We start from the raw sequence: 13,120 nt of genomic DNA, 5'->3' as shown, positions 1-13,120 counted from the left end.
TTGTTTGAGCTGTGATAGTGAAAATTTGGCTTTTGGTGGCAGAAGGGGTTTCTACTTACGGTCTGCTTGCAGTTGCGAGTTTGCGACGCAAAACGTCGCCCCTTCTGCCCCCAAACCCCCACCTACCCCACTGCACGTTCAAGGTTGCTGCGCCTTGCGCAGTTTTAATTAAAAATAGAAATTTATAAAGGATAAAAATGATAAAAAGTTATGTTTTAGGTTTTCCAAGAATCGGAGAGAAAAGAGAGTTAAAGCGCGCATTAGAGGGCTTTTGGGCTGGTAAAGAGGGCTTTAGTGAAGAGAATTTACAAGAGACTGCAAAGACGCTTCGCCAAAGACACTGGAAATATCAACAAGACGCTGGCATTTCAGCTATTAGCGTTAATGATTTTTCATTTTATGACCTAATGCTTGATAACATCATCGCTTTTGGCGCTACACCTCCAAGATTTGCAAATTTAAGCGGCTTAGAGCAATATTTTGCTTGCTCAAGAGGCAACAAAAGTGGCGTTGCGATGGAGATGACAAAGTGGTTTAACACAAACTACCACTACATCGTGCCAGAGCTTAGCAGCGAGAGTAAATTTAGCCTAAAAGCGGACAAAATTTTAAATGAATATAAAGAGGCGAAGGCTAACGGCGTAAAAGGCAAGGTAAATTTGATCGGCCCTATCACGTTCTTGTCCCTTTCAAAGACGACTGACGGCAGCTGCCCATTTAAGCACCTTGACGCGCTTGTAGGCGAGTACAAAAAGCTGCTTGAGCAAATTTCTAAGCTTGATGATGAAATTTTAGTGCAGTTTGACGAGCCGATCTTTGTAACAGACAAAAACGAAGAGCTACTTTTGCCACTTATCACAAAGGTTTATAACGAGCTAACAGGCGTTGTAAGTAACGTTAAAATCGTATTTGCGACATATTTTGAGCATGCGATCAAGGCAGTTAGCGAAGTGGCTAAAACTAAAATTTATGGTATCGCACTTGACTTCATCCACGGCAAGAGAAATTTTGAAGCACTTGAGACTATCAAAAACAGCCATTTAACGCTATTTGCAGGCGTGATCGACGGCAGAAATATCTGGAAAAGCAATATCGACGAGAAGGTAAAACTTGTTCGTGAAATTTCAGAAAAGATAGGCGGCAAAGACCTTTATATCGGCACTTCATGCTCACTTCTACACGTGCCTTATACATTAAAATATGAAGAGAATTTAAACCCTGAGATCAAAAGCTGGCTAAGCTTTGCGGTTGAGAAGCTTGATGAGATCAAGATCATCACAAAACTTGCAAACGGCGAGAAGCTTGATGAGGCTGAAGCTAAAATTTATGAAGAGAACAAAAATGCTGTTAAAACTCGCGCCACTTCAAAGCTTATCCACTCTGAAAGTGTTCAAAATCGCGTTAAAAATTTAAGCAAATTTGAGCGTGACGAGAAATTTGAAGACCGCATAAAAATCCAACGCGAAACGCTAAACTACGGCATCTTGCCTACAACAACGATAGGTAGCTTCCCTCAAACGGTTGATCTTCGTGTGCTTCGCCAAAATTTCAAAAAAGGCGAGATCGACGCGGCTGCTTATGAGGCAGGTATCAAAAAATATATCGATCACTGCGTGAAATTCCAAGAAGATATCGGTCTAGACGTGCTAGTGCATGGCGAGCCAGAGAGAAATGACATGGTCGAGTACTTTGGCGAGCAGATCAGCGGATATGCATTTAGCCAAAATGGCTGGGTGCAAAGCTACGGCAGCCGCTGCGTCAAGCCACCACTTCTCTTTGGTGACGTGAGCCGCCCAGAGCCGATGACTGTTAAGTGGATGAAATACGCTCAAAGCATCACAAAACACGTAATGAAGGGCATGCTAACTGGACCTGTGACTATGCTAAACTGGAGCTTTGTGCGTGATGATCTTCCAAGAAGCGAGGTAGCAAAACAGCTTGCACTTTGTATCTATGACGAGATCGCAGACCTTCAAGATGCGGGCATCAGAGTGATCCAAGTCGATGAGGCAGCGTTTAAAGAGGGCTATCCGCTAAGAGCTGAAAATATCCCAGCTTATGAGAAATTTGCGGTTGATTGCTTCAAGCTTTCAGTAAGCTCAGCCGAGGCGAAAACTCAGATCCACACGCATATGTGCTACTCTGAATTTAACGACATCATCAAGACCATCGAGGCAATGGATGCTGATGTTATCAGTATCGAGACTGCAAGAAGTGGCAACGAGCTACTTAAAATATTTAAGGCCGTTGGCTATAAACAAGAGGTTGGACCTGGCGTTTACGACATCCACAGCCCACGCGTGCCAAGTGTCGAGGAGATCGTCGCTCAGATCAAAGCTCTGCTTGAGGTGTTACCAAAAGAGCAACTCTGGATCAACCCTGACTGCGGCCTAAAAACTAGAAAATGGGAAGAGGTCGAGCCAAGCCTTAAAAATATGGTAGAAGCCGTCAAGATCGTAAGAGGTCTATAATACAAAATTTAGCGTCTAGCAAGACTAGGCGCTAATCCTGCAAATTTAAAATCAAAGTTACGAAAAATGTTAAAAGAAAAAATTTTAAACAAAGAAAAAGGGCTCGTGCTCTATGGCCTCACGCCGCCAAAGGCTGAATTTGACGAGGCAAAGCTGCGTGAGATCTCAGAACGCTGGAGCGGGCGGATAAATGATATCAAGGCCGACGGGCTCGTGCTTTACGAGGTGCAAGACGAGAGCGAGCGAAATGATAGCGAGAGGACATTTGAGTTTAGTGGGACGTTAAGCCCAGAAATTTACTACAAAAATTACCTAAACGTCGCTACTCCTAGTATATTTTATCGCGTGGCAAGCGGATACGGCGAGGATGAATTTCACGCAGCACTTAAGGCTCAAAGCTCAAATTTAAACGTGTTAGTGGGGGCAACTTCAAGCACGCAAAAAGTGAGGCTAAATTTAGCTCGCGCTTACGAGATAGCTAGCGAATTTAAAGAGTTAGCAGTGGGCGGCGTCTGTATCGCAGAGCGCCATGGCAAAAAGGGCGATGAGCCACAAAGGATGCGTGAAAAGATCGCAGCTGGGGCTAAATTTTTCATATCGCAAGCGATATTTGACGCACAGCTAGCGCGTAAATTTTTAGAGGATTGCGCGGCAGCAAAGATAAGCGAGCCGATATTTCTTACATTTAGCACAGCGGGCAATGCAAAAACGCTTGAATTTATCAAATGGCTCGGAGTGAGCGTGCCAAACTCGGTCGAAGAGAGGCTAAATTCCAGCTCAGACTACTTGCTTGAAAGTTGCAATATCATTAAAGAAATTTGGTGCGAGCTAAAGAAATTTGGTGATGAAAACGGGCTAAATTTAAGCATAAACATAGAAAGTGTCATGGCAAAACGCGCCGAGATCGAAGCGAGCCTGGAGCTAACAAAAAGCATAAGAGAGTTGGTGTAAAGCCAGCTCTTGCTATAAATTTATACAAATTCTTTCTTGATGACCTAGTGGCACCACAAATCCACAAAGAATAGTCGTTATGATTAGCTATCACAAGCTGTTTTAAATGTCAGTTGGCACTGCTTTGCAAATTTTCAAAAAGCTGTTATGGTAAAAGTGATATGGCTTTGACGAGATATATGATACGGCAGGCGCTACTACTATTTAAAATATAAAAAAGGGGCAGGCAAATTTATCAAAGCTGCCCCGAAAAATCGTTTCAATAAAATAGTCAAACAAGGCAAGAGTTTTTGCAAATTTAAGCAAATTTGATCCAAAAGTATAAAAATTTAGCCCTCAAATAATATCTAAATTTGACTAAACCCTCTCACTCCACCTTATATCCAGTGCCTCGTACGGTTTTTAGGCAAATGGCTGGCTGGGATCTTAGCTCTGATCTCCATTGCGAGCGATCTTATGCGGTCTTGTGATAAGGTTTCGTTTTTGTATAGGTGATGATCTATCTCGTCGTAGGTGACGACGTGCGGCGAGTTTTTGCATAAAATTTCAAGCAGCTGGCTCTCTTTTTTGCCAAGATAGATGACCTCGCACTCTTTTCTTATGCAAAGAGAGTCTTTGTCAAAGATTAGGCCATTTTTTAGTTCAAATCTAGAGCCCAAAAGCACCTTGCAAAGCTAAAGGCGTGAAATAAAAACTCTTCATGACAAAAATGGCTTAATGATAAAATCATTAATCCTAGCGTAGTAAATCCTCTTAAAAACGCTAGGGACGCTAATGCCCTGCAAAAGCATAATGGGAGTGATGTTTTGGCTATCTCTTATAAATTTAACCAGATCAAGGTTTAAATGTCTAGCCTTTACGTCAAAAACGTACAGATCATATCTGTTGCCACACTTAAAGTCTTTGATGACTTCGCTGGCGCTTTTGAGCTGGATCATCCTAAACCCAAAGCGGTAAAGCGATGCATTTAGGATGACATTTTGCTCAAAGTCGCTTGAGAGCAACAAGATCTTCTTCATCAGCCAGCCATGCCACCGCCAGCTGGTTTTTTGGCGTCTTTTTCAGCCTTTTGTTTTATAAATTCCTCTTCTTCTTTTGTAGGTTTATACTCATCTTTGAAGAATTTTTGCTTAGTTTCGATCCTCTTTTCAAGCATCTTCTTGTCATAAATTTTATATGACGGCTTCCAGTACTCAAGATAGTTTCTAAAGCCAGCGCCGTGACCTGTGTCATAGTGACAGCTTACACATTTTAGCTCTTTAGGGGTGTCAAGGAGCTCTTTATAGTGAGCGTGCATCTTTTGAGCCTGCGCTGAAGTGTTGTTGCTATCTATTACGTTTGTGTGGCAGCTTGTGCAGCCGTTGTCAAAGACAAAATGCTCGCGATTTTTGAGGTTTTTGTGCCAGTCGATTGCGTTAGGATCGCCAAAGAAATGCACCCAGCCCTCTAAAATGCCATTTTTTGCCTTTGTTAGGGCATATTTTGCGATGTTGTCATGTGGTATGTGACAATCCACGCATCTTGCTTTAATGCCGGTTTTACCCTTGCCGCTGTGGATGTCGTCATTGTAGGCGATCACCATAGGATCCATCTCATGGCAAACTACGCAGAATTTATCCCCACTTGTCTCATCAAGCGCATAATGAACTGGTAGAACGACTAAAAATCCAACAATTCCGCTTATGAAGATTATAAGCGCTAGTAATTTTTTTGAAATTTTCATGGTGTTACTCCGTTCATCCATTGTGGCACCTCGTGTTCATGGCACTCAGAGCACATGTTTGTAGATGGTTTGTGCTCGTTGTGGCACTCGTCGCAGTACAAAGTCGGACCATCGTGAACAGAGTTGTGAGGATTTGCCTTTAGAGTATCCATAAATTTTAGCCTTTGAGCTAAGAGCTTTTTACTCTTATGACAGGATAGGCAGCCAGCGTCGCCGATCGCTTTAAATTTGCTAGGATCATCGCCTTGGTTTTGGTGACAATCAACGCAGTCAAAGCTTAGGTGCTCGTGATGAGGTTTGATCTTATACTTGGCTCTTATCTCATCAGAGACTGCTACTTTTGTGACGTTTAGATCGCCCTTTGGCATATCGGTGCCAAAGAGATGAAGCGAAAATAAACAGGCAAAAATAGTAATGAATTTAAGCTTATTCATACCCTTTTCCTTTCTTTTAAGATTTATAAACATCAAATTTCAACGGAAAACTAATATTTTTGCTTAAACTTATTTTTATGAAATTATAGTCCTTGCTTGATTAAATCTGCATTAATAATATTTTAGAGTGCTAAAATATAGACTAGTTTTATGAAGTTGAATTTTAAAGAAAATGGCAATTAAGCTAAATAAAATGGAAAATAAAATATAATCCCAAATCTTTGGTCCCGTAGCTCAGTTGGTAGAGCACTACCTTGACATGGTAGTGGTCGATGGTTCGAGTCCATTCGGGGCCACCATTTCTATATAAAATTTCCCAAAACGTAAAATCCAAAAATATTTTTTGTAACTCTACCATTTTTAAATTTTAAACTAAATCCCTAAAATACAGCAAATTCTTGCTAAATTTAACTCAAAAATTTACAACTTCACATTTCTAAAATGTCACAACTGTACCAAAGTACAATAGCTATAAAATAAATTTTTTACTTATAATTGACAACATAAAAATACGCAAAGGGGAAAAATTATGAGTAAAGTTAAAGGACTAATCAAATCAATAATCGGCACGGATGCCATCGTCGCAGTTGATGCTAATGGAAATCAAAGAACTCTAAAAGCAGGCGACGTGATCTATGACAACGAGGTCATAAAAGAGCAAGACGGCGTAAAGGTTGAGGTGCAAGCTGCACAAACTCAAAATGAAAATGCTAGCGATGAGACTGGCAAAGAGATAGCATCGCTACAAGAGCAACTACTAAATGGTAAAAATATCTCTGATCTTGAAGAGACTGCAGCTGGCGGCACTCAATCAGCAGGCGGAGTAAGCTCGAATGGCGTGAGCCTTGGCGCTGCTAGCTTTGCAAATGGCGGTCACTACTCAAACATCAATGCAAATTTTGAAAACCTAAGCTCTCAAGCAAATGCAAGTGCAGAGGCTTTTACAAATGTAAGCGGTGGCGTAAGCGAGGAGGGCTTTAGTCTTGATACACTTGCAGCTGCGATAGATAATGCATATAACAATATATTCTCGCAGCCACTAGAAGTATCTGTCACAGCAGTTGATGATAACGTAGTGACTGGCAATACAAACACTGTGACAAGCAGCAACCTTGACATCGAGGGCAATATCTTAGAGCATGAAAATTCACAAAGAACAGGTCTGCATATCACAAATGATAACACTCCAACTTTAGTTGGCAAGGCTACTTCAAACGCTACTATAAGCATATTTGATGGCGAAGGAGAAAATGCACCGCTACTTGGTACAACAACTACTGATGCAGACGGAAACTGGTCATACACACCAACTTCGCCTTTAGCTGATGGGGATCATAAATTTACTATCGAGGCTAGCAAAGTAGCTGCAAACGGCGAAGAGCTAAAAGCTACAAGCACGCAAGAGATAACTGTTGATACAGACAATAGCACCTTGTCTATCACGAAAATATCTACTGATGATTTTTCAAACCTAAAGCACTATAACACAATGTATGATAGCAATAAACAATACGACTTTTCACCGACTATAGAGGGCAAAGCAGAGGCATTTGCTGATATAAATTTGGTTATCAAAACTGCTGATATTATTAATCGTGATGGCTTAGGTAACTCTTGGGTAGAGCAAGGCAACGAAGCTCATGTAGTTGAAAGACTAAGTGCTAGGGCTGATGCTGATGGTAACTGGAGAGCTGAGAGTAGTGTGTTGGATACTCTTGGTACTAATGAATATACAGTCCAAGCTTCATCAGTAGATGAGGCTGGCAATAAATACGCAGAGCCTCAAGCAACGACATTTTATATGCCACTTGAGCCTATAACTGTTGCTCCAACTGACCACCTATAATCATAAATTTAATGTGGAGAGCCTCTCTCCACATACTCTTAAATTTACTTCAAATACTCTTTTACGTCGTAATCTTTGCCAGCGTCATGATCTTTTAAAAGTTTAGCCACGACTGGGCTTAGAAGGATAATGGCGATTAAATTTGGCACAACCATAAGGCCGTTAAACATATCGGCTAGGCTCCAGACAAAATCAACCTTTTGCAAGCTACCTAAAAAGACAAAAACAACAACTAAAATTTTAAAAATTTTAACCGCTTTTGCACCAAAAAGGTAGCGCACGTTGATCTCAGCGAAGTAGTACCAGCCAATGATCGTCGTAAATGCGAAGAAAAATAGGCAGATCGCCACGAAGCTATAACCGCCAGTTTTGCCAAAGATATGCGACGAAAACGCCTCTTGCACCAAGGTGATGCCAGTAAAGACCGCCTTGCCGTTTTCAAAGCTGATGACGTTTGCGGTTAGCACCACAAAAACGGTTATATTTAGGATGACAAAGGTGTCTATAAAGACGCTCATTATGCCAAGGACGGCTTGATCGACTGGGTGTTTGACGTTTGCAGCAGCGTGTGCGTGCGGGGTCGAGCCCATGCCAGCTTCGTTGCTAAAAAGTCCCCTTGCGATGCCGTATCTCATAGCAGCTGCGATGCTAGCTCCAGTTGCCCCGCCCCAAGCAGCCGAAGGGTTAAACGCAGCTTTAAATATTAGCGAGATCGCCTCTGGGATTTGGTGAAAATTTAAAGCGATGATAACCACGCCAACAACGATGTAAAGTAGCGCCATTAACGGCACGATCTTTTCAGCGACCCTTGCTATTGCCTTTACGCCGCCTATGAAAATTAGCGCGCAAATGAGAGCCAAAAACGCCCCTGTTAGCCACTGCGGTATGCCAAAAGCACCGCTAAAGCCGTCTGATATGGAGTTTGCCTGAACCATGTTGCCGATAAAGCCAAGCGCGATGATGATAGCGATAGCGAAAAATCCAGCTAGAAATTTCGCCCATTTGCCCTTTAATCCGCGGCTTATGTAAAAGGCTGGACCGCCTATCGTGTGGCCGCTGTCATCTTTGGTGCGGTAAATTTGAGCGAGGCAAATTTCAGCAAAATTTGTAGCCATGCCTAAAAAAGCTGCGCACCACATCCAAAAAATGGCTCCAGGGCCACCCATGATAAGCGCTGTCGTCGCACCAACGAGGTTGCCAGTGCCAACTTGCGCCGCGATAGCGGTTGCTACTGCTTGAAACGAGCTCATACCAGCCTTGCCAGCAGCCTCGCCGTGAAGTGAGAAATTTCCAAAAAGTTCGCCTAAACCCATCTTAAATTTAAAAATCTGAACAAAGCCAAGTCTAATGGTGAAAAATAGTCCAGTGCCGCAAAGTAGGGCGATGAGGAAGTATGGACCCCAGAGAAATGAATTTATACTTTCAACGCAGTTATTTAAAATTTCAGCAAAATTTGTAGGCATTTTTTAACTTTCGTGATTGATTTGGATTTGAGAAGTATATTTGAATAAATATAAAATTTAAATTAATAGCTAAAAAATCATACCCAAACTAAATTTTTACAAAAGCGCCCTGCAAAACCATGCGTGAATAGTAATAAAAGCTGTAAAATAGCCTATCGTCATAGCTTAGCTCATCTTGATCCACGATATCAAGATACTCTGGCTCTAGCATTTGCTCCATCTTTGCAAGCGGCTTTGCATGCTCCATCTGCTCTACTTTTTCGCAAATTTCAAGCATAAGCTTAAAAAACTCTTCAAGCTTACGTGAGATAAATTTAGCTGCTTCTCCTTTTTCGCTTAGCGCACTTTTATAAATTCGCACTAGAAAAACGAGCGCAAAGGGCGTTGCGTGCCAAAAAGTCTCTTGATACTCGCACTGAGCCACTATCTCATCAAGCAGATCACTAAGCTCATTTTCATTAAATTTGGTCTTTTTTACAGCCTTTGTAAGTGTGTTTAAAATTTGTGCAAAAAGCTCCGCCGTGCCGTAACTACAGCTTAGTCTATCCCACGGAACATCATCTACTTTTAAATTTGCGATATATTCTAAATTTTGCTTGTTCATGCACGTACCTTTTTAAATTTCAAAAGGGTAAAACCTAAATTTAGCCCTTTGACCTTATCTTTTCTAGCCACTCATTTAGCGTTTTTTCAAAGCCTATGCCCTTGCTTTTGTAAAAAATGAGCGGTTTTTCTAGGTATTTTTGCTCGACCCAGCCGCCAAAATCATGCGGATAAAGGTAGTCCCTGCTCTCTTTTGTGTGGTTTTTTAGATATGGCGGAATTTTTAAAATTTCTTCGCTTTGCACGTATCTTAGTGCGGCATTTATCGCGTTGTAGCTGGAGTTTGACTTTGGCGAGCTAGCTAGATAGACGGCGCACTGAGCCAGTATGATCCTAGCCTCTGGAAAGCCTATCTCTTTTACCACACTTAGCGTGCTTGCGGCTAAATTTAGCGCATTTGGGTTTGCGTTGCCGATGTCTTCGCTGGCAAATATCGCCATGCGTCTTGCGATGAAGTCTGCGCTCTCGCCAGAGTCTATGAGCCTTGCAAGGTAGTATATGACGGCGTTTTCGTCGCTTCCGCGTAGGCTTTTTATAAAAGCACTTGCTAGCTCGTAGTGCGTGTCGTCCTCTTTTGCCCCTTCTTTTAGGGCGTTTTGGCGAAGTATTTTTAAATTTTCTAAGCTCACATTTTCATCAAGCGTGACGGCAAATTCGAGTAAATTTAGCATAGCTCTTGCGTCACCGCCACTACTTTTAAAGAGATACTCTTTGGCATCTTCATCTATGCTAAATGAAATTTGCTCTTTTATCTTGCCAAGAAGCTCCTCAAAATCGCCACTGCTAAGCGGTTTAAACTCAAAGAGCATCGAGCGGCTTCTGATGCCTGAGCTTAGCGTGAAAAAGGGATTTTCCGTGCTAGCGCCGATGACTAGGGCTTTGTAGTTTTCCATGGGGATAAGTAGCGCTTCTTGCTGTGTTTTGCTAAGCCTGTGGATCTCGTCTATGAAAAAGAGTGGCTTATTTAGGGCGTTTTCGTAGTTTTTTAAAATTTTGCGAAAGTCATCTATCTTTAAATTTCCGCCGTCAAACTCGTAAAAGTCGTAGTTTGCCCCGCTTGCCACAGCCCTTGCAAAGCTCGTCTTGCCACAGCCTGCTGGACCATAAAATATGGAGTGCGGTATCTTCCCTGTAGCTATAAATTTTAAAAAGGCTGCTTTAACCGCCCTTTGACCGCAAATTTCATCCAAGTTTTTTGGTCTAAACATCAGTGCAAGTGAGCTCAAATTTACTCCTTTGCCACTTTTGGTAAAATTTTGGCCTTTGCGCTAAGGCTCTCTATCTTTAGCTCGTAAATTTTCATATTTTTTAGCCCATACTCTGCCGCCACGTCAAAGGTGCTCATCGCGTAGGCGGTGTATTTTTGGCTGAGAATTTTTAAAATTTCATATCTTTTTGCATCATCTATCACTTCGTAGGCTCTTGTTTTTGCGATGGCGCTTTTGTATTCAGTCGTAAAGACCTTACCGCCAAGCGCCTTGCCGTCGTCTTTTATCGCCTCTAGCTCGCTATCATTTAGGTGCGGGACTTTATTAAAGCTAACGCAGACAAACTCCACTTTTCGCCCATTTTGTAGCAGTTTTGCCTTGCTACCAGCGGTCGCTCCGTGGACGAAAATGCTCTCACCAACTCTAACAGGCGAGATAGGCACGCTAAAAATTTCTCCCTCTTCATCCACACATGAGATCACGCCATATTCGCAACTATCGATAATGTCAAGCGCCTCGTCAGGGCTTAGTTCTCTATCTTTTCGCCTCATTTTCATCCTTTTTTTGCAAAATATTTTAAAATTTAAGTGCTTAAAGGCTAGTATAACGCAAAAATTTCAAGGAAAAATATGAAAAAATTTGCTATTTTTGCCCTTTTTCTGGGCGTAAATTTATTTGGTGCAAGCGAGGTTTGCAAGGAGTATGTAAAGCAAAGCAGGCTCTATCTTGATGAGCTTTACGCCAAAGAGAGCAAGAAGCTTGCAGGTGACGAGAAAGCGCTAAGGCTTTTTGAGCTTAAATTTGATGAGTTTAAGCAAAGACAAATCGGCCAAGAGGCTATGATAATGCAAAATAACGATGAGAAATTTTGCAAAAACGAGCTAGAAAAAGTAAATAAGCTTCTTGCTGAGCTTAAAAAATAGCTCAAATTTAAGCGTTTAAGTCCCACTCGATGGGTGTTTTCCCGTGGTTTGCTAGGTAGATGTTTGCCTTGGAAAAGTGCCTGCAGCCAAAAAACGCCCCACGAGCTAGCGGACTTGGGTGGGCTGCTTCTAAGATGAGGTGCTTGCTAGCGTTTATGAGCGGTGCTTTTGCCTTGGCTGGGTTGCCCCAGAGCATAAAAACTACGTTTTGTAAATTTTCACTTATCTTTCTTATAACTGCGTCTGTAAAGCCCTGCCAGCCAAAGCCTGCGTGAGAATTTGCAGCTCCCGCACTTACGCTAAGGGTCGAGTTTAAAAGCAGCACGCCTTGTTTTGCCCACTTTGTAAGATCGCCGCTATTTGGCTCTTTTATGCCAAGGTCAGCGTAAATTTCTTTGTAAATATTCACAAGGCTTGGCGGGACCCTCACGCCACTAGGCACTGAAAAGCTTAGCCCCATGGCTTGATTTGCGCCGTGATATGGGTCTTGACCTAGGATGACTACTTTGACGTCGTGAAATGGCGTTAGGTTAAATGCGTTAAATATAAGCCCACTTGGTGGATAGACGACGCCAGCGCTCTTTGCTTTTAAGAAATTTTCTTTGATGCGTGCGAAATTTTCGCTCAAAAACTCATCTTTTAGCACCTCTTTCCAGCTTGGCTCGATCTTTACGTCATCTAAATTTATCTGCATTTTCCTGCCCTTTTGTCGTTTTAGCGGTATAATTTTAACTAAATTTATCCAAAGGAAAGAGCTGTGTCAGAGCAAATTTTTAATAAAATCCACGATCTTCTTAGCAAAAATGGGGCTAAATTTAGAGTGATAGAGCATGAGAGCGCGAGGACTTCAGAGGAGGTTGCGAAGATAAGGGGCACGAAGATGAGTCAGGGCGCAAAGGCGCTGGTGTGCTCTATAAAAGGCATTGATGAAGCGAAATTTAGAGAAATTTTTAAAGATGAAAATGTACTTGAAGGCTACTTGCTAGATGATGAAAGGCCAGCAATGAAGGCTGGTAAAATTTACTTGCTCGCTGTCTTACCAGCGGACGAGCAGGCTGATCTTGACGCGCTTGCGCAAAAATTTGATGGCAAAAAAGCAAGCCTTGCTAGCCCAGAGGAGGTTACGGCCTTGGCTGATTGCGTATTTGGCTCGGTTCCGCCATTTAGCTTTCATAAAAATTTACACCTTGTTGTGGACGAAAGTTTGCTAGAGCGAAACGAGGAGATTGCCTTTAATGCGGGGCTTCTTGATAGATCACTCATCTTAAACGCCAAAGACTACGCCAGGATAGTAAAGCCAGTATTTGTTAAATTTGCAAAAGAAAAAGTGCTAGGCTAACCACTTCCTAGCACTAAATTAGTCGGGAGAAAAATGAATTTAAGTAATGCAAAGACGAGAAATTGCTAAATTCATTTCAGGAGCAAATATTATCAGGGATAATCTTAAAGTATAATAAAGTATATAGATAAAATACGTATATTTTAGGGATTTTTATCT

Annotated in this window: 14 protein-coding genes and 1 tRNA gene; 6 read left to right on the top strand and 9 right to left on the bottom strand. The window is 41.9% G+C overall.

The window, feature by feature from the left end; all coding sequences use genetic code 11:
* Positions 1 to 197: 197 nt before the first annotated feature.
* Together metE and F3G98_RS08030 are read left to right on the top strand one after the other, a co-directional pair.
* Positions 198 to 2,471, top strand: a complete 2,274-nt coding sequence (gene metE, locus F3G98_RS08035; protein ID WP_103608709.1) for a 5-methyltetrahydropteroyltriglutamate--homocysteine S-methyltransferase — start codon at positions 198 to 200, stop codon at positions 2,469 to 2,471.
* Positions 2,472 to 2,537: 66 nt separating this feature from the next.
* Positions 2,538 to 3,422, top strand: a complete 885-nt coding sequence (locus tag F3G98_RS08030) for a methylenetetrahydrofolate reductase (protein ID WP_103608708.1) — start codon at positions 2,538 to 2,540, stop codon at positions 3,420 to 3,422.
* A gap of 377 nt (positions 3,423 to 3,799) precedes the next feature.
* Here F3G98_RS08030 and F3G98_RS10465 read toward each other — a convergent pair whose 3' ends face one another.
* Genes F3G98_RS10465 through F3G98_RS08015 form a run of 4 tightly spaced genes read right to left on the bottom strand, consistent with a single transcriptional unit; the run spans position 3,800 to position 5,579 of the window.
* The gene (locus tag F3G98_RS10465; protein ID WP_188116987.1) at positions 3,800 to 4,081 is read right to left on the bottom strand and encodes a winged helix-turn-helix domain-containing protein; all 282 of its coding nucleotides are present in this window, start codon (positions 4,079 to 4,081) and stop codon (positions 3,800 to 3,802) included.
* 39 nt (positions 4,082 to 4,120) lie between these two features.
* Positions 4,121 to 4,441 carry a PleD family two-component system response regulator gene (locus F3G98_RS10460; protein ID WP_188116986.1) on the bottom strand — a complete coding sequence of 107 codons (321 nt, stop codon included), beginning with the start codon at positions 4,439 to 4,441 and terminating at the stop codon, positions 4,121 to 4,123.
* Positions 4,441 to 5,145, bottom strand: coding sequence for a cytochrome c3 family protein (locus F3G98_RS08020; protein WP_149725988.1), 705 nt, complete (start codon positions 5,143 to 5,145; stop codon positions 4,441 to 4,443). The genes F3G98_RS10460 and F3G98_RS08020 overlap by 1 nt, the downstream gene beginning before the upstream one ends.
* On the bottom strand, positions 5,142 to 5,579 hold the full coding sequence (locus F3G98_RS08015; protein WP_149725987.1) for a cytochrome c3 family protein: 438 nt from the start codon (positions 5,577 to 5,579) through the stop codon (positions 5,142 to 5,144). Before F3G98_RS08015 ends, F3G98_RS08020 begins: the two co-directional genes overlap by 4 nt.
* Before the next feature lie 223 nt (positions 5,580 to 5,802).
* Here F3G98_RS08015 and F3G98_RS08010 point away from each other — a divergent pair.
* Together F3G98_RS08010 and F3G98_RS08005 are read left to right on the top strand one after the other, a co-directional pair.
* Positions 5,803 to 5,878, top strand: a tRNA-Val gene (locus F3G98_RS08010).
* Between the two features lie 230 nt (positions 5,879 to 6,108).
* Entirely contained in the window at positions 6,109 to 7,425 is a 1,317-nt protein-coding gene (locus tag F3G98_RS08005) for an Ig-like domain-containing protein (RefSeq protein ID WP_103608706.1), read from the top strand.
* 44 nt (positions 7,426 to 7,469) lie between these two features.
* Here F3G98_RS08005 and F3G98_RS08000 read toward each other — a convergent pair whose 3' ends face one another.
* The 4 genes from F3G98_RS08000 to F3G98_RS07985 all read right to left on the bottom strand — a co-directional run bounded on the left by F3G98_RS08000 (position 7,470) and on the right by F3G98_RS07985 (position 11,250).
* The gene (locus F3G98_RS08000; protein ID WP_103608705.1) at positions 7,470 to 8,888 is read right to left on the bottom strand and encodes an alanine/glycine:cation symporter family protein; all 1,419 of its coding nucleotides are present in this window, start codon (positions 8,886 to 8,888) and stop codon (positions 7,470 to 7,472) included.
* Positions 8,889 to 8,976: 88 nt separating this feature from the next.
* Positions 8,977 to 9,492 (bottom strand): helix-turn-helix domain-containing protein, encoded by a 516-nt coding sequence (locus F3G98_RS07995; protein WP_103608704.1) that lies wholly within the window; start codon positions 9,490 to 9,492, stop codon positions 8,977 to 8,979.
* 40 nt (positions 9,493 to 9,532) lie between these two features.
* Complete coding sequence (locus F3G98_RS07990; protein WP_223231337.1) at positions 9,533 to 10,699, bottom strand: replication-associated recombination protein A; 1,167 nt, start codon at positions 10,697 to 10,699, stop codon at positions 9,533 to 9,535.
* Between the two features lie 20 nt (positions 10,700 to 10,719).
* A complete protein-coding gene (locus F3G98_RS07985; protein ID WP_103608702.1) occupies positions 10,720 to 11,250 on the bottom strand; it encodes a pyridoxamine 5'-phosphate oxidase family protein in 531 nt (176 codons plus the stop codon).
* A gap of 78 nt (positions 11,251 to 11,328) precedes the next feature.
* Here F3G98_RS07985 and F3G98_RS07980 point away from each other — a divergent pair, with 78 nt between their 5' ends.
* On the top strand, positions 11,329 to 11,622 hold the full coding sequence (locus F3G98_RS07980) for a hypothetical protein (RefSeq protein ID WP_103608701.1): 294 nt from the start codon (positions 11,329 to 11,331) through the stop codon (positions 11,620 to 11,622).
* 7 nt (positions 11,623 to 11,629) lie between these two features.
* On the opposite strand, the gene ung is transcribed toward F3G98_RS07980, so the two are convergent.
* The gene (gene ung, locus F3G98_RS07975; RefSeq protein ID WP_103608700.1) at positions 11,630 to 12,316 is read right to left on the bottom strand and encodes a uracil-DNA glycosylase; all 687 of its coding nucleotides are present in this window, start codon (positions 12,314 to 12,316) and stop codon (positions 11,630 to 11,632) included.
* Between the two features lie 63 nt (positions 12,317 to 12,379).
* On the opposite strand from ung, the gene F3G98_RS07970 reads away from it, so the two are divergent.
* Positions 12,380 to 12,961, top strand: a complete 582-nt coding sequence (locus F3G98_RS07970) for a YbaK/EbsC family protein (RefSeq protein ID WP_103608699.1) — start codon at positions 12,380 to 12,382, stop codon at positions 12,959 to 12,961.
* Positions 12,962 to 13,120: the final 159 nt, after the last annotated feature.

Source organism: Campylobacter concisus (assembly GCF_902460895.1).
In the GTDB taxonomy this organism is placed as follows: Bacteria; Campylobacterota; Campylobacteria; order Campylobacterales; family Campylobacteraceae; genus Campylobacter_A; species Campylobacter_A concisus_BC.
Note: the sequence above shows the minus strand (reverse complement) of the source record. Positions and strands in the feature narration are given on the sequence as shown.